Source organism: Cognatiyoonia sp. IB215446 (genome assembly GCF_033963825.1).
GTDB lineage: Bacteria > Pseudomonadota > Alphaproteobacteria > Rhodobacterales > Rhodobacteraceae > Yoonia.
The window spans coordinates 1,391,803-1,406,934 of sequence record NZ_JAXBMD010000001.1; the positions used below are offsets into that span (position 1 = coordinate 1,391,803).

General features: G+C 58.5%; 15 protein-coding genes. 8 read left to right on the forward strand and 7 right to left on the reverse strand.

Annotation, left to right across the window (positions count from 1 at the left end; all coding sequences use genetic code 11):
- Positions 1-5 precede the first annotated feature (5 nt).
- Both SLH49_RS07005 and SLH49_RS07010 read right to left on the reverse strand, forming a co-directional pair.
- Positions 6-1,595, reverse strand: coding sequence for an ATP-dependent DNA ligase (locus tag SLH49_RS07005; RefSeq protein WP_320268415.1), 1,590 nt, complete (start codon positions 1,593-1,595; stop codon positions 6-8).
- Positions 1,592-2,605: a ligase-associated DNA damage response exonuclease gene (locus tag SLH49_RS07010; RefSeq protein ID WP_320268416.1), complete on the reverse strand. Its 1,014-nt coding sequence runs from the start codon at positions 2,603-2,605 to the stop codon at positions 1,592-1,594. The genes SLH49_RS07005 and SLH49_RS07010 overlap by 4 nt, the downstream gene beginning before the upstream one ends.
- Before the next feature lie 115 nt (positions 2,606-2,720).
- Here SLH49_RS07010 and SLH49_RS07015 point away from each other — a divergent pair, with 115 nt between their 5' ends.
- Positions 2,721-3,935 (forward strand): threonine ammonia-lyase, encoded by a 1,215-nt coding sequence (locus SLH49_RS07015; RefSeq protein WP_320268417.1) that lies wholly within the window; start codon positions 2,721-2,723, stop codon positions 3,933-3,935.
- A 3-nt stretch (positions 3,936-3,938) separates the two neighbouring features.
- A complete protein-coding gene (locus SLH49_RS07020; RefSeq protein ID WP_320268418.1) occupies positions 3,939-5,057 on the forward strand; it encodes an aminotransferase class I/II-fold pyridoxal phosphate-dependent enzyme in 1,119 nt (372 codons plus the stop codon).
- On the opposite strand, the gene SLH49_RS07025 is transcribed toward SLH49_RS07020, so the two are convergent.
- Together SLH49_RS07025 and SLH49_RS07030 are read right to left on the reverse strand one after the other, a co-directional pair.
- On the reverse strand, positions 5,054-6,007 hold the full coding sequence (locus SLH49_RS07025; RefSeq protein ID WP_320268419.1) for an alpha/beta hydrolase: 954 nt from the start codon (positions 6,005-6,007) through the stop codon (positions 5,054-5,056). The two genes, SLH49_RS07020 and SLH49_RS07025, sit on opposite strands and share 4 nt — an antisense overlap.
- 6 nt (positions 6,008-6,013) lie before the next feature.
- Positions 6,014-6,304, reverse strand: a complete 291-nt coding sequence (locus tag SLH49_RS07030; protein WP_320268420.1) for an SCP2 sterol-binding domain-containing protein — start codon at positions 6,302-6,304, stop codon at positions 6,014-6,016.
- 168 nt (positions 6,305-6,472) lie between these two features.
- Between SLH49_RS07030 and SLH49_RS07035 the strand changes: the two genes are divergently transcribed.
- From SLH49_RS07035 to SLH49_RS07045, 3 genes are read left to right on the forward strand one after another with little or no spacing between them, the layout of a single operon-like run.
- Positions 6,473-6,940 (forward strand): tetratricopeptide repeat protein, encoded by a 468-nt coding sequence (locus tag SLH49_RS07035; protein WP_320268421.1) that lies wholly within the window; start codon positions 6,473-6,475, stop codon positions 6,938-6,940.
- Positions 6,941-6,967: 27 nt separating this feature from the next.
- A complete protein-coding gene (locus tag SLH49_RS07040) occupies positions 6,968-9,715 on the forward strand; it encodes a helicase-related protein (protein WP_320268422.1) in 2,748 nt (915 codons plus the stop codon).
- On the forward strand, positions 9,712-10,083 hold the full coding sequence (locus SLH49_RS07045) for an RNA-binding S4 domain-containing protein (RefSeq protein WP_320268423.1): 372 nt from the start codon (positions 9,712-9,714) through the stop codon (positions 10,081-10,083). The genes SLH49_RS07040 and SLH49_RS07045 overlap by 4 nt, the downstream gene beginning before the upstream one ends.
- Before the next feature lie 40 nt (positions 10,084-10,123).
- Here SLH49_RS07045 and SLH49_RS07050 read toward each other — a convergent pair whose 3' ends face one another.
- The 3 genes from SLH49_RS07050 to SLH49_RS07060 form a co-directional block, all read right to left on the reverse strand.
- Positions 10,124-10,537 carry a cupin domain-containing protein gene (locus SLH49_RS07050; RefSeq protein WP_320268424.1) on the reverse strand — a complete coding sequence of 138 codons (414 nt, stop codon included), beginning with the start codon at positions 10,535-10,537 and terminating at the stop codon, positions 10,124-10,126.
- A 261-nt stretch (positions 10,538-10,798) separates the two neighbouring features.
- Complete coding sequence (locus SLH49_RS07055; RefSeq protein WP_320268425.1) at positions 10,799-11,521, reverse strand: DUF533 domain-containing protein; 723 nt, start codon at positions 11,519-11,521, stop codon at positions 10,799-10,801.
- A 122-nt stretch (positions 11,522-11,643) separates the two neighbouring features.
- Positions 11,644-13,266, reverse strand: coding sequence for a putative bifunctional diguanylate cyclase/phosphodiesterase (locus tag SLH49_RS07060; RefSeq protein WP_320268426.1), 1,623 nt, complete (start codon positions 13,264-13,266; stop codon positions 11,644-11,646).
- Between the two features lie 209 nt (positions 13,267-13,475).
- Here SLH49_RS07060 and fdxA point away from each other — a divergent pair, with 209 nt between their 5' ends.
- From fdxA to SLH49_RS07075, 3 genes are all read left to right on the forward strand, one after another.
- A complete protein-coding gene (gene fdxA / locus SLH49_RS07065; RefSeq protein WP_320241693.1) occupies positions 13,476-13,811 on the forward strand; it encodes a ferredoxin FdxA in 336 nt (111 codons plus the stop codon).
- Between the two features lie 207 nt (positions 13,812-14,018).
- Entirely contained in the window at positions 14,019-14,525 is a 507-nt protein-coding gene (locus tag SLH49_RS07070) for a CarD family transcriptional regulator (RefSeq protein ID WP_320268427.1), read from the forward strand.
- 118 nt (positions 14,526-14,643) lie between these two features.
- Positions 14,644-15,111, forward strand: a complete 468-nt coding sequence (locus tag SLH49_RS07075; protein WP_320268428.1) for a hypothetical protein — start codon at positions 14,644-14,646, stop codon at positions 15,109-15,111.
- The last annotated feature ends 21 nt before the right edge of the window (positions 15,112-15,132 follow it).

Sequence of the window (15,132 nt, forward strand, 5' to 3'; positions counted from 1 at the left end):
GGTTGCTAGCCGTATGTCGCCAACATTTCCTTGAGATCGTCGAGCGTGTTCGCCTCATCCACCGGTTTGTCCTTGCGCCAACGCGCCATGCGTGGAAATCGCAGCGCGACGCCGGATTTATGGCGGGGGCTGGCCTGGATACCTTCAAAGGCAATCTCAAACACGTGGGTCGGCGGCACCTGCCGGACGGGGCCGAACTTTTGCAGCGTGTTCTTGCGCACCCAAGCGGTGATCTCTCGGAATTCGGCATCGGTCAGGCCGGAATATGCCTTGGTGAACGGGACCAGATCGTTGCCCGCGCGCACCGCGAATGTGTAATCGGTAAAGAGGTTCGCGCGGCGTCCATGGCCCGCTTGGGCATAGATCATCACCGCGTCGATGGTCAGCGGATCGATTTTCCATTTCCACCAATCGCCGCGCTTTCGTCCGGACAGATAGGGGCTGTCGAGCCGTTTTAGCATCAGCCCTTCCGCCCCGATCTCGCGCGATTGTTCGCGGGCTTTGGCAAGGTCGTCCCAGCTTGTGAAATCGACGGCTTCGGAAAGGCGGATAGGGGCCTCTGGGGGAGCGTGATTGATCAGCGCTTTCAGATGGTTGCGGCGTTCGTGCAGTGCGGTGTCGCGGATATCCTGACCTTCGTATTCCAAGACATCATAAGCCATCAGGATCACTGGCGCCTCTTTCAGAAGCTTTCTCGGCACGGTCTTGCGCCCGATCCGTTTCTGCAGCGCGTTGAAAGACAAGGGCTTTTCATCGGCGAAGGCGAGGATTTCACCATCTATGACCGTGCCATCGGGCAGATAGTCCTTCAGTTGTGCAAGCTCCGGGAAGCGGTCGGTCATCAGGTCCTCGCCGCGCGACCAAAGGTGATGCTCACCACCCCGGATGATCAACTGGCCCCGGATCCCGTCCCATTTACGCTCTGCGTTCCAGTCACTGGGTGCGCCAAGGTCATCAAGGCTATCCAATTGATACGCCAGATAAAACGGGTAGGGGCGCGACAGGTCGGCGGTCGGATCATCCGCCTCGATGAGGCTTTCCCAGGTCGCCGTGTCGGGCGTCCAGTTGCCCATCAGCTTGTGGGTCAGTTCCGCCTCTGGCTGGCCTGTGGCATGCGCCAGCGCTCGGGTGATCAGTTTGGCACTGACGCCAATCCGAAACCCGCCCGTTAGCAGTTTGGTGAAAAGAAAGCGCTGCGTCGTCGGCAGGCTGTTCCAGGCCTGCAGGATGCCAGCCTTGCGATCATCCTCGTCCATCCCAGAAAGCGCTTTGATTCGATTGATCCAGTAGGTGAGGGATTGGTCATCGTCCTCTTCGGCAGGGGGCAGGACCAGCGCGATGGTCTCGGCTAGATCGCCGACGATGCTGTAGCTTTCCTCAAACAGCCAGTCGGGCAGACCGGCCACCTCTGCCGCCCACTCGCGCAGGCGCGTGGCGGTGATCGTCCGTTTAGGCCGCCGCCCGGTGAACAGGGCGATGGTCCAGAGCTTGTCGCTTGGTTCCGCCGTGCGGAAGTAATCGGCAAGCGCGGCCGTTTTGACCGTGGTCTTGGTGCTTTCGTCGATGCGGGTGAAGAGTGTGGCAAAGTCCTTCATGCCTCGATCTCTTCTGTCTGATCGAGGTTTTCGCCGTGATAATCCGTGCTGACGATATGCGCGTCATAGCCTTGGTCAGAGAGCCAGCGCTGGAAGGCGGAGGTGTAGCCGTGGGTGACAAAGACTTTCGTCGCACCTGTGGCCTTGATCGCAGCGTTCAGCCCGTCCCAATCGGCGTGGTCCGACACGATAAAGCCTCTATCAGCCGCCCGCCTGCGCCGTACCCCCCGCAAGGCCATCCAGCCGCTGGCAAAGGCGGTCGAGGCGGGGCCGAAGCGGCGGGTCCATGTGGTGCCAAGGGCACTTGGCGTGGCAAGAACCAGCGCACCGGGATGGGTTTTGGCCGTGATCTCAGGTGTGGCATAGATCGTGTCGGGCAAGTTCAACCCCTGATTGCGCAGGACTTCATTGGTGTTTTCGATGGCGCCGTGAGTGATGATGGGGCCGATATCGGGGTTGACCTGCGCCAGTAGCCGCTGCGCCTTTCCCAATGCATAGGCGCCAAGAATGGAGGTGCGTCCGGAAGCGGCATTACTCGCCCACCAATCATTTATCTGCTGGGTCAGGATATCTTGCGGGGTCCATTTGAAGATCGGCAGACCAAAGGTGCATTCGGTGATAAAGGCATGGCATTTCACCGGCTCAAATGGCTCTGACAGGCCGTCGGCAACCGTCTTGTAATCGCCGGAGACGACCCAAACCTCTCCCTTCACGTCCACGCGAATTTGCGCAGAACCGGGCACGTGACCCGCCGGATGGAAAGAGACCAGCGCATCGCCAATCCGCCTCTCTTCGCCAAAATTAACCGTCTCCAGCACAATCTCACCGAGCCGGTGGCGCATCACCGGGGCGGTGCCCTTTGTCGCCAGATAGCGGCCCATGCCGGGGCGCGCATGGTCGCTGTGGCCGTGCGTGATCAGCGCGCGATCCACAGGCTGCCACGGGTCAATATAGAAATCGCCCGCAGGGCAGTAGATGCCGCGGTCAGTGAAGGTGAGGACGTCTACCATAAATCCGAGTATAGACCGGCATTCCCTCCCGCCAATGGCCGGGTGGGAAGACGTGGGTTTCGCCCGCACCATCAGCGGGATAGACTGGATGGTGGACACAGGAATGAGGGGCCCGATGACGCTTGACCCGGCGTTGATCCGCCAGACTTATGAGGCGATCAGGCCCGCCACGATGCGGACGCCGACCGTGCATGCGGCGCGGTTGTCGCTGCATCTCGGCATTGATCTCTATCTGAAATTGGAAAACCTGCAGCATACCAACGCCTTCAAGGCGCGCGGTGCGCTGGCGAAGTTGCTGACCTTGTCTGATGCTGAAAGGTCCGCTGGGGTCATCGCTTGTAGCGCCGGCAACCACGCGCAAGGCGTGGCGTATCACGCCAGCCGCTTGGGCATCCCCGCTACGATTGTGATGCCTGAAGGAACGCCGTTCAACAAAATCAAGCGCACACAGGATTTCGGCGCGGAGGTTGTTCTGCACGGGCAGGGTTTTGATGAAAGCGTGCAATTCACGCTCGATTTGGCGGCTGAGAAAGGCCTGACCTTTATCCACCCGTTTGACGATCCGGTCGTGGCTGCGGGGCAGGGGAGCGTCGCGCTTGAGATGCTGGAGGATCAGCCGGATCTGGACTGCATCGTCATCCCAATCGGTGGCGGCGGGTTGATCGCGGGGATGGCGGTGGCGGCGAAATCCGCCAAACCTACCGTCGAAATCATCGGCGCACAGGCTGAACGGTTCGACGCGGTCAAAGCCCAATTTGACGCAGTGGCCACCAATTTCGGCGGCGCGACACTGGCCGAGGGTATTGCAGTGCGTGAACCCTCACCGACCAATATGGCGGTCATCAAGGAATTTGTGGATCGCGTTGAGACAGCGAGTGAACAGGAGATCGAAGCCGCGGTCTTTGACCTCTTGTCTTACGAGAAGATCGTGGCCGAAGGGGCACCGGGCGCAGGTCTTGCGGTGATCGAAAAGCTGGCGCCGGAGTTGAAGGGCCGGAAGGTCGGCCTCGTCATCTGCGGCGGAAACATCGACTCGCGCTTGCTCTCCACCCTGATCCTGCGCGGGCTGGTGCGGGACGGGCGGATCACGCGCCTGACTTTTGAGATTGACGACACGCCCGGCCAACTATCTGAGATCTCGCGCATCATCGGGGAGGCTGGCGCCAACGTGGTTGAGGTGATCCATCAACGCATGATGCAATCGGTCTCACTCAAACAGGCGGAACTGGAGATCGTGATCGAGGCGCGCGACAAGGCACATGTGGCCGCAACAGTGCAGGAATTGCGCGATGCCGGTTTCAAGGTCCGCGCCGACAGTGAACTGGGATAGGCGATGTATATTGAACCTTTCGGGATCGAATTGTGGATGGATGCGTGGGAGACACGCTGCACCTACAACCTGGCCGAGACGTGCGTGGAAAGCCTGACAATTGCCGATTTGCTTGCGTTGGCCGGTCAGGAGCCCGGCGATCTTTTGGCGTTGTCGCAGATAAAGATGACCTATGGCGATATTCGCGGCTCTGCGCGGCTTTTACATGCGATTTCAGCGCTTTATGAGCGGCAGGATCCCGCGAATATTATCGTGACCCATGGCACAATCGGTGCCAACATGCTGGTGTACAAGGCGCTGATTGGCGCTGGTGACCGGGTTGTGACGGTTGTGCCGACCTATCAGCAGCATTTCGCAATCCCTGCAAGCCTTGGTGCTGAAGTCGTCAAGCTGCCGCTGCGGCGCGCGGATGATTATCAGCTTGACCTAGACGCCCTGCGCGATGCGGTGACACCGGGCACGAAGATGATAGCCCTGACCAATCCAAACAATCCAACAGGCGCTTTGATGGATCGCAGTGTGCTGGAGGGCATTGCCGCAATCGCCCGCGAGGTGGGCGCCTACATCCTGTGTGATGAGGTCTATCGGGGCACCGATCAGGAGGGTGACGGCACAACTGCGTCAATTGCCGATATCTACGAAAAGGGTATCTCGACTGCCGGCATGTCCAAGGCATTTGCCCTCGCTGGTCTGCGGCTTGGGTGGGTGGCCGGTCCTGAAGACGTTATCTCGGCCGTCGCCCATCATCGCGACTACGACACGATCTCGGTCGGCAAACTGGATGATCACTTTGCGACGCTTGCGTTGGAAAACAAGGGCCGCGTTCTTGCTCGGTCGCGACAGATTACGCAGGAAAACCTGACGTACTTGGCCGATTGGGTGTCTCAAACGCACGGCATTAGCTGGGTGCAGCCGCAATCGGGGACGGTAACCTTGCTTGATTACGATCTGCCGCTGGGATCCGAAGAGCTTTGCACCCGCCTTATGACAGAGACGGGCGTGCTGCTTGCACCCGGCGCGGTGTTTGAGGTGGAGGGCACGGTGCGGATCGGTTTTGCCAACCCAAAGGCTGACTTACAGGCAGGTCTGGCAGAGGTGTCCGCGTTTCTGGCGCGCGCTTAGGCCGCGTTGGTCAGCGTCTTGTTAGCGTCAAAAAGCGCTACCGTTTCGTCGATGATCGCCGTGCGCATCTGAGGCGCGTCCATCAGCATCTCGTGCCGTCCACCATCAATGACCCGCAATTGGCCGCCCGGCCACTTGCGCATACGATCACGAATGCGGCCCGGGTCCACAATCGCCTCGTCGGTGCCGAGAAAAGTGAGACAGGGAACAGCGGGTGAGGGCAGGGTGCTCAGCTGGAACATCTCGCGCAGTGACATGTTCAGCCAGCGCAAGGATGGCCCGCCAAGGCCAAGATCAGGATGTTTCGCCAGCTGTTCTTGCAGCATGTCGAACATCTCGGCGTCGCCGGTCAGCGCGTTTTCCTCAAGCGTTGTGCGCAGAACATAGGATTCTTCTGATTGGCCAGGTGCCAGTGTCTGGTCAAATCCAAACGGTTTGCTCACCGCCGATAGCCCCCAGGCGACAGGCCGCAGCGCGGGGTTCATCTGTACACCCCACATCGGTGCCGAGAACATCGCTGCGTTTACGTCGAGCCCGTTCATCAGCGACCGCAGACCGATACAGCCACCCATGGAATGTCCTATAAGGAAATAGGGTCTAGGAAGGTCAAGCGCGGCGGCATGGGCCAGCGTCGCCTCAACGTCCCGCTGATAATCATCAAAATGCCCCACATGGCCAATGGCGCGATTTGCCATCATCCGGTCGGCGATCCCCTGACCGCGCCAATCAATCGCAAGGCTTGCATAGCCGCGCTCGGCAAAGGCCTTGGCGGCGCGACCATATTTTTCGATAAATTCCGTGCGACCGGGAAAGATCAGGATTGTTCCCTTGGCATCAGGAATGGTCCAATGGCCCACGCGAATGCGCAGGCCATCTGCCGTTTTCAACCAATAGGCCGCACCCCCGTCGGGCCCGCCGGCGATATCGCTATGAAAGGGTGCGGGCTCCATCAATGCTTAGCCCAGTACGCCTGACAGCTTCATCGCCTGGCCCATATCGCCATCGACGGTCAGCTTGCCGGTCATGAATGCGGTTGTCGGGTTCAGCTCGCCGTCAAGGATCGCCTTGAACGTCTCGGTGCTGGCGGTCAGCGTGACGTCAGCTTCGTCATCACCCGCGCGCGCGCCGTCTGCGTCAATAATGATCGCGCCTTCGCCCTCAATGTCGAATTTGGCAGAGCCGTCAAAGCCTGCCCCATCCATTTTTGCGTTCAGGGCAGCTACGGCCTCGGTCACAACGTTACTCATGTTTTTCGTCCTTTGTCAGTGATGTGACTGTGCCGCCTGTTGGTGTTGGCTGCACAGTGCGCTACATTGCTGAATATGGTTACGTTGAGACATCCCATCAAATATATCGTTGCGGCACTTTTTGTGGCAGTGGGGATTTCCCTACCTGCTTTTGCGCAGGAAAGCCGCTTGGACGATTTATATCAACAGCTTTTGGATGCGGATGCGCAAGACTATGCCCGGATTGAGCGCCAGATTGTGACCGAGTGGGAGCGCAGCGGCTCTCCAGCGATGGATCTGCTCTTGCGTCGCGGCAAAGAGGCGTTGGAGGAAGGTCAACCGGATGTTGCGGCCGAGCATTTTACGGCGCTCGTGGACCATGCGCCGGAATTTGCCGAAGGGTATTATGGCCGGGCGTCGGCGTATTACCTTCTGGGCAAGACCGGGCCCGCCCTGGATGATATCCAGCAAACCCTGCGCCTGAACCCGCGCCATTTCGAGGCGATGCGTGGCTTGGCGACCATTATGCTGGAGTTGGAGCGCGATGAGGATGCACGCACGCTTTATGAATTGATCCTGACAATCAATCCGCATGCGATCGAGGCGCAAGAGGCGCTGAATGTTCTGGAAATGCAGCTTGAAGGGCAAGCGCTCTAGGCGTTTCTGCTCTGATCGGGGACCGCTATGACACCCGCCCGGATTACGGCTGTATTGGGCCCGACCAATACCGGTAAGACGCATTACGCGATTGAGCGTATGTTGTCCTATCGTACCGGTGTGATCGGGCTGCCACTGCGTTTGTTGGCGCGCGAGGTTTATGACAGGATCGTGGCGATACGCGGCCCATCGGTCGTGGCATTGGTGACGGGCGAGGAGCGCATCGTGCCGCCCCGCGCGGCCTACTGGGTCTGCACTGTCGAGGCAATGCCCGACGGCATGGGTTGCGATTTTCTGGCTATTGATGAGATACAGCTTTGCGCCGATCCAGAACGTGGCCATGTTTTCACTGACAGGCTGCTGCACGCGCGCGGTACGCATGAGACGTTGTTTCTGGGCGCCGAGACAATGCGCGGCGCCATTGCAGCGATGGTCCCAGAGGCACAGTTCTTGCGTCGCGAGCGGATGTCGCAGCTGACCTATTCAGGTTCGAAAAAGATAAGCCGGATGCCCGCAAGATCAGCCATCGTGGGGTTCTCGGTTGAAAATGTCTATGCGATTGCAGAGCTTTTGCGGCGAACCAAAGGGGGTGCTGCCGTGGTCATGGGCGCGCTCAGCCCGCGGACGCGCAATGCGCAGGTGGCGATGTACCAAAACGGAGATGTGGATTATCTGGTTGCCACCGATGCGATTGGGATGGGATTGAACCTCGATATCTCGCATGTCGCATTCTCATCGCTCAGCAAGTTCGACGGGCGCCGCATGCGTCACTTGCAGCCGCAGGAACTCGCACAGATTGCGGGCAGGGCAGGGCGGTACAAGGACAACGGCACATTCGGGGTGACTGGCGAGGCCGAACCGCTTGATGAGCATGTGGCCGAGGCGATCTGTGCGCATCGGTTTGCCCCGGTCAAGAAATTGCAATGGCGAAATAGCGATCTGCAATTCGGATCGCTCAAGCGTCTGATTGCCGGGCTTGAACAGCGGACCGAAGATCAATGGCTGACGCGGGTGCGCGAAAGCGACGACCTGCGTGCGCTCAAGACACTGGCCGATGACGCAGAAGTAACCGCCCGCGCAACCGATGGGCCGTCGGTGAAGCTCTTGTGGGATGTATGCCGCGTACCCGATTTTCGCGGGATTTCACCGGCAGAACATGCATCGCTTCTGACGCATATTTATACGGATCTGCACCAATTTGGGCATGTTGATGCCAATTGGTTCGCCTTGCAGGTGAAACGCATTGACCGTGATGATGGCGATATTGATACGCTATCAAAACGGCTCGCCTATATCCGCACGTGGACATATGTGGCGCAACGCAAGGGTTGGCTGGTTGACGAATCTCGTTGGCGCGAGGAAACGCGCGCTGTAGAAGACCGATTATCAGATGCGCTGCATGGCGCATTGACGCAAAGATTTGTGGACCGGCGGACCAGCATTCTGCTTCGCCGGCTCAAACAGAAGGAGAGCCTTGTGGCCGAGGTGAATGACAAGGGCGAAGTGACCGTCGAAGGCGAATTTGTAGGGCGGCTGGAAGGCTTCCGGTTTCGCATGGACAAGGCCGGAAGCCCCGATGAGGCGAAGACGCTGCGCCAGGCTTCGGTCGCGGCACTGGTTCCACATTTTCACCTGCTGGCTGATCGGTTTTACAACGCACCGGATCCAGAAATCGATTTCACCGAACAAGGCGGGCTGATGTGGGGTGATCAGGCGGTGGGTAAGCTAACCTCTGGCGCGGATCCGTTCAAGCCCGGGGTTGAAGCATTTGTCGATGAGGAAGCCGGACCGGATGTCGCCGCGAAGGTGCAGCGCCGCCTGCAACACTTCATCGACCGCAAGATCGCAACAGGTTTTGAGGGCCTGCTCGCGCTCAAGAATGATGAGACTTTAACGGGGGCCGCAAAGGGCTTTGCCTACCAGCTTGCCGAAGGGTTTGGCATTCTGCCGCGCGGCGAAGTCGCGGATACTGTCAAAGCGCTGGATCAGGATGCGCGCGGGTCACTGCGCAAACATGGCGTGCGGTTTGGCCAGTTCACGATCTTTCAACCCCTGCTGCTGAAACCCGCACCCACACGGCTGCGATTGGTGCTTTGGGCACTTGCAAAAGGCTTGCAGGAATTTCCTGAAAGCCCGCCGCCGGGCCTTGTGACCGTCCCCGCTGCGAAAGATGCGTTACCGGGCTATTACGCGATGGCTGGTTACCGTGCGGCTGGCGAACGCGCGATCCGGATCGACATGCTCGAACGGCTTGCAGACATGTTGCGCGACAAAGACAGTCGGGCTGGATTTGAGGCGACTGCAGACATGCTCTCTATCACGGGCATGACGCTGGAGCAGTTTGCCGACCTAATGACCGGTCTGGGCTACAAGGCTGAAAAAGGTGAACGCGAGAAAGTCCGCGCCGTGGCGACGGAGGCCGTACTCACCGAGGTGACGACCGAAACAACGCCCGTCGAAGCGCCTTCCGAAACCCCTGTTGAGGTCCCTCCTCTCACTGACGCCGCACCGCAGGAATCTGCGCTTGAGGCGCCGGATATGGGACCGGAGACAGAGGTTTTCTACACCTTTACCTGGGGCGGGCGCGGTGCGCGCCAGAACCAACGCCCGCAAGGTCAGCAGAAACCGCGCGGTAAGGGCAAGCCGAAAGCGCGCGGCAAGCCGCAGGGTGATCGCAACAAGCTGCAAAGCTATCACGCGAAACCCAGGAAAGATAAGCCGATTGATCCTGACAATCCCTTCGCCGCCGCCTTGGCCGGGTTCAAGAAGGATTGACTGAACCGCGCCCGACAATTCGCCTGGATAAGTGGTTGTGGCATGCGCGGTTCTTCAAGTCGCGCAGTATAGCAGCGGGCGTGGTGACAGCGGGCAAGGTGCGGGTGGACAGCCAGCCGGTCAGTAAGCCCGCGCGTGCGGTCGGGCCGGGTGATGTGCTCACATTCATTCAGGCCCGCGAGACGAAGGTCGTTCGCATCCTTGCCTGTGGCGAAAGGCGCGGACCAGCGGCGGAAGCGCAAGCGCTTTATGAAGACCTCACTCCCGCACCAAAAGCGCGCCCGACAGAGGCGCGCGGTGCCAATCCAAGATACGAAAAAGGCGGTCGCCCGACCAAAAAAGATCGGCGCGATATGGGGCCGAATTAGGTCTTGTGGTTGAGCCGCCTGCGCTTAGGGCGCCGAAGGATCACGTATCAATCGGCGATCCATCCACGCGGGTAAAGACCCTGCCATGTACATTGCGATGCAGGATCATGTTATGATCGGGATAATGCACCACATCCTGATCAAGACGTGTCCCGACAACGAGGATCACGGCATCTTCGCCCGAGCGGTTTTCGAGGCAATGGGCAATCGGTTCGCCCGCCTTCCAGCCTGCCGCTTCGCCTGTTCTGAGCTTGGATTCGGCATCCTCGATCAGGATCAATTCGCCCGAGATCACGTAGATGAATTCATCCTCAGCCTCGTGCCAATGCCGATGCGATGAGCGTGAACCGGGCGGAAGGCGTTCAAGATGGACACCAAATTGCGACAGGCCCACCGCATCACCTAGCGAGATATCGGCATAGGGGCCGTCATCCTCCCCCGTGATCCTATTCAACCCGCTAGTGTGCTCTCGCCAGGATTTTGCCGGTATTTTAGGCATTGGCCCATTCGCTTGTGCGCTTCATGTTTTGATCCTTTTGTCTTGCCCGAAGCGGTGACGCCGTACGTGTGAGCGTAGTCGTGCGTGACATTCACCCGTTTCCCACAGAGGTCGCGGCCCATTCATTCTGTGGCGCATCCGACGATTAACTCGAATGTTCCGGTGAGTTCCGGCAAGCGCTGCACGGAGCCAATTGGGCACGACGCGGCTGCGGCACTAGGCATATAGGCGCGGCGCGCCCAGGCTATCGTGGATGGTATTTGCCGTCTCTGGTGGCAGGCCGAGGCCGGTTGCCAGTTGGTGCAGAAATTGCGCTTCCGCTTGATTGTCGGGTGTGATCGCGTTGACGGACATCGTGTAAACTTGGGTTTCCAGTCCTTTTGGCGTGTCTGCGGCCAGTGCGGCGGCGTCGACGGGTTCGTCCAAAATGGCTTGCAACGTCTCCATTGTTCCGGGGTCGCCCTCGCGTACGAGCTCGACTAACTTGGCCTTCTCGCCTTGATCAAGATCACCATCGGCGCGTGCTGCCTGGGTCATGGCGCGCAACATGAGGCGCGCCACGTCATCCTCATCGGGCTCATCGGCGGGATTGTCCTGGTTGAGCAGCGCCTCCAAGCCTCCTCCTGCCGCACCGCCGCGCGCGCCAGCGAGGCCGCCCAAAAGCGCGCCAAGTCCGCCTAGACCGCCCGCTGTGGCCATGCCGCTGCCGCTCGACAATTGCCCCAGCATGCCACCCAGACCGCCACCAGCCGCACCGGGTGCCGACAATTGGCCCAGCATATCGCCCAATCCACCCAGACCGGTCTGTTGAGTGCCGCTCGCGCTGCCAGTCAAACCTGACAGCATGTTGTCCAGACCGCCATTCTTTTGGATCGCGTCCATCCCTTTGGCCAGGGCAAAACCCATCGCCATCTTGGTTACGGTATTCATCAGTGACATTGTCTTTCCCCCACAAGTGCCGGTCATGCTCGCACATATATCAGCGATGATGGGGGATCGAATACAAGCAGTCCAGCGTTTGATGCCGCGTTAGCTCGCAATCCGTCAGTCGCGCCAAAGTGTCAGGAGGCCGCCTTGATCGACTTCCTTTGCAGGTCTTCGGCCTCTTGCGCATTGAGCGGCCATTCATTCGACTGGCTTTCCATCAACCAGGGCACATGCTTCTCCGGCACCGCGCGTTCAAAGAGGAAGCCCTGGCCCAGCGAACAGCTTAGTTCCTGCAAGTAAGACAGATCGTCTTTGGTTTCGATCCCTTCGGCGGTCACATCAAGATCCAACCCTTTTGCAAGCGCCATGATACCTGCGACGATTTTCTGGTTCTGCGGCTCATCTGCGATGTTCGTCACGAAGCTGCGGTCGATCTTGATGCGATCAAAGGGAAGTTGGCGCAGGCTGGCCAGGCTAGAATATCCGGTACCGAAATCATCCAGCGCGACGGCGACACCGAGCTCCTTCAGTGCGTCAAGCTTTGCGCGGGCAATTGCAAAATCATGGATGATAGAGCTTTCAGTGACTTCAATTGTCAGGCGTCTTGCATCAAACTTGCAATCGTTCAGAACGTCTTTGATGTGCTCGACAAGTTTGCTGTCGTGAAACTGCAGGGGCGAGACGTTGAAGGCGATTGTTAGTGTTGGGTCCCATGACGCCGCAGCCTCACAGGCCTGCCGCAAGATGCTCAAGCCCAGGCTGCCGATCTGCCCGCAATCTTCGGCAATTTCAATGAAAACACTTGGCGCAATGGCACCGCGTGTCGGATGGGTCCAGCGGGCCAGTACCTCAAAGCCGATGAGGCCTTGGGTCTCAATATTCACAATCGGCTGGAACCATGCCTCTATCGCCCGGTCCGCAATGGCTTTGGTCAGTTCAACCTCCAGCTGGGCACGCTCATGCGATTTCTGATCAAGCTCGGCATCGTACCAGGCAAATCGGGCGCGACCGCCATCCTTGGCGGCATAAAGTGACTTATCTGCACGACGCAGTGCTTCGGTTGTGCCGATATCGTCGCCCCATTGCGTCAAACCGATGCTGCAGCTGATATGCATCGGCGTCCCGTGATAAATGACCGGTTGTTCGATTGCGTGGATCAGACGCCGCGCGCAGCGCTCAATCTGTTGGACATCTGTGTCTGCTTTGAAAATGACTGCAAACTCATCGCCGCCAAGACGGCCAACCTGCGCAAATTCACCCACCTCTGCTTCAATCCGCTGCGCCACCTTGCGGATCGCCGCGTCGCCCGCCGCATGCCCGTGGATATCGTTTACGGGCTTGAACCTGTCGAGGTCGAGCATCGCGATGTAGCGTGGCTTGTCTGCTGTCACCGTCTCGGCAGTCTGTTCCAGCACGCTCCCGAAGGCCCGCCGGTTCATCAATCCGGTCAACGGATCGTGCCTTGCGTTCTTTTCCGCGCGGTCGCGTTCGAAATCACGCTGGCGGACGAGCTTGCGTAGCCGCCCGCTTTGAAAAAATGCCGAAAAAAGCAAGGCAACCGTCAGGTTCACGATGAGCAAGGCGAATTCGTCGAGATCCCAATCTTCATGGGCACGGCTATAGTCGTAGAAACGCTCAAAGAGCTCCATCTCGGCCATGATGGGCCAGGCGATAAACGCCGAAAGAAAGAAGCTGATGTGAATGACCCAAGTGGCCGAGACGCGACTGCGCAATGTTTTCCAGATACGTCCCATCATGCAGCCCCTTGTCGCGATCGCGCCCAAATCTGTAGACAAAGGCCTTAGAAAACGTGAACGAGGCTGAGGGATTTGTCAGCTCTGGCAAATGACGCCTCATGAGGCGCCTTTCGGTAACGTTGCCGCACTTGCGTCACAGTGACCCATTCGACCTTGAACGTTTGCGATCTCTGTCATAGCTAACGGTCGTTCAACAGCCGGATGCCCTTATGACCTATATCGTCAACGATAACTGTATTGCGTGCAAATATACCGATTGTGTTGAGGTCTGCCCAGTCGATTGCTTTTACGAGGGCGAGAATATGTTGGTCATCCATCCCGATGAATGCATCGATTGTGGTGTCTGTGAGCCGGAATGCCCCGCTGACGCTATTCGTCCCGACACCGAACCGGACATGGAAAAATGGGTTGAGTTCAACCGCAAGTATTCGGAGATGTGGCCGGTTATCATCACCAAGAAGGACCCGCTGCCAACCGCTGAAGAGATGGACGGCAAAGAGGGCAAGATGGAGCTGTTCTCCGAGGCGCCCGGCGAGGGCGGTTGATTCGTCTGGTCCTGGGGCGAAAAGAGAAATAATTTCAGGCGCTTGCTGCAACGCAGAGGCCGGGTTTCGGGCATGACAGTTTTATGATATACTGTCACCAATGACGCGAACGAGTTGACCTAGTCCATTACAGCTTCGGCCCGACGGTGACATTTGTTGCCGCCGGTTTTTTGTCGCTTGGAGAAGGGTCGCGATGAAAGGACAATCATGAGTAAGAAGAAGAACGAATTCAGCCCAGAGCAGTTTGTTGTCTACCCGGCACATGGTGTGGGCAAGATCGTCTCGGTTGAGACACAGGAAGTAGCAGGTTTTGAGTTGGAGCTGTTTGTCATCGCTTTTGAGAAAGACAAGATGACGCTCCGCGTGCCAACGCACAAGGCTGCCGAGGTGGGCATGCGCGCGCTGGCCACACCTGACGTGGTGAGCCACGCGATGAAGACGCTGCGTGGCAAGGCCAAGGTGAAAAAGGCCATGTGGTCGCGCCGGGCGCAAGAATATGAGCAAAAGATCAATTCTGGCGATCTGATCGCGATTGCCGAGGTGGTCCGCGACCTGCACCGTCAGGACGACCAGCGCGAGCAGAGCTATTCCGAACGCCAGCTTTACGAAGCCGCGTTGGAGCGGCTGACCCGCGAAATTGCGGCCGTCGCCGGTAACGACGAAACCGCGGCTGCAGCGGAGATTGACAGCGTGTTGGTGAGCCGGGCGGCTTAAGCCGACCCGAACCAGAGACGATAGGGCTGCGTCGCATTCGGCGTGGCCCTTTTTTATGAGTTGTTCTTTTTTCAGGCGACAGTTAGCTAGCTGATAGGTTCAACCTTGGGGTGACGATATGCGCTATGCGATGATGTCTGTTTTGGTGCTGCTGATTGGCTGTGATGACAGCAACTCCGCCGAAGCTCGTAGTGCTGCTTTGCAGTCAGCTGCGAACCAGCCAGTGCCAGTATTTCAAAGCAGCTCCGAGGCGGTCAACGAACGGGACAGTATACTTTATGCCCGGCTTACAATACCGGACTACCTTGATAATCCGCGTACACAAGTTGTTGGAACGCAGCCAAGTGTTCCGTTTGTAGCATCCGGGCTCTATGGGGATCTGTATCGCATCGATGGGAAGTCGGGATCGATTTCTGTGTTTGACCTGGCGGACAATTTCTTGTCGAACATCGGTCCCGTAACACCGGAGCGTGCAGGCGAAATGAGTCCCGCAATTGCTGCGCGTGCGGGCTGCTCTTGGTCAGGCGATGCAGCAGTCCGTTCTAACGGAACGGACATTCAGGTGATCAGCTTCCTGGATTGCTAAACCGCGTCAGTCGCCTCAGTT

Bases quoted from the DNA above. Each gene is read 5' to 3' on its own strand.
- SLH49_RS07010 (WP_320268416.1), bottom strand. From the start codon at position 2,605: ATGGTAGACGTCCTCACCTTCACTGACCGCGGCATCTACTGCCCTGCG.
- SLH49_RS07040 (WP_320268422.1), top strand. From the start codon at position 6,968: ATGACACCCGCCCGGATTACGGCTGTATTGGGCCCGACCAATACCGGT.
- SLH49_RS07055 (WP_320268425.1), bottom strand. From the start codon at position 11,521: ATGTCACTGATGAATACCGTAACCAAGATGGCGATGGGTTTTGCCCTG.
- SLH49_RS07070 (WP_320268427.1), top strand. From the start codon at position 14,019: ATGAGTAAGAAGAAGAACGAATTCAGCCCAGAGCAGTTTGTTGTCTAC.
- SLH49_RS07005 (WP_320268415.1), bottom strand. From the start codon at position 1,595: ATGAAGGACTTTGCCACACTCTTCACCCGCATCGACGAAAGCACCAAG.
- SLH49_RS07025 (WP_320268419.1), bottom strand. From the start codon at position 6,007: ATGGAGCCCGCACCCTTTCATAGCGATATCGCCGGCGGGCCCGACGGG.
- SLH49_RS07075 (WP_320268428.1), top strand. From the start codon at position 14,644: ATGCGCTATGCGATGATGTCTGTTTTGGTGCTGCTGATTGGCTGTGAT.
- SLH49_RS07060 (WP_320268426.1), bottom strand. From the start codon at position 13,266: ATGATGGGACGTATCTGGAAAACATTGCGCAGTCGCGTCTCGGCCACT.
- SLH49_RS07020 (WP_320268418.1), top strand. From the start codon at position 3,939: ATGTATATTGAACCTTTCGGGATCGAATTGTGGATGGATGCGTGGGAG.
- SLH49_RS07030 (WP_320268420.1), bottom strand. From the start codon at position 6,304: ATGAGTAACGTTGTGACCGAGGCCGTAGCTGCCCTGAACGCAAAAATG.
- fdxA (WP_320241693.1), top strand. From the start codon at position 13,476: ATGACCTATATCGTCAACGATAACTGTATTGCGTGCAAATATACCGAT.
- SLH49_RS07015 (WP_320268417.1), top strand. From the start codon at position 2,721: ATGACGCTTGACCCGGCGTTGATCCGCCAGACTTATGAGGCGATCAGG.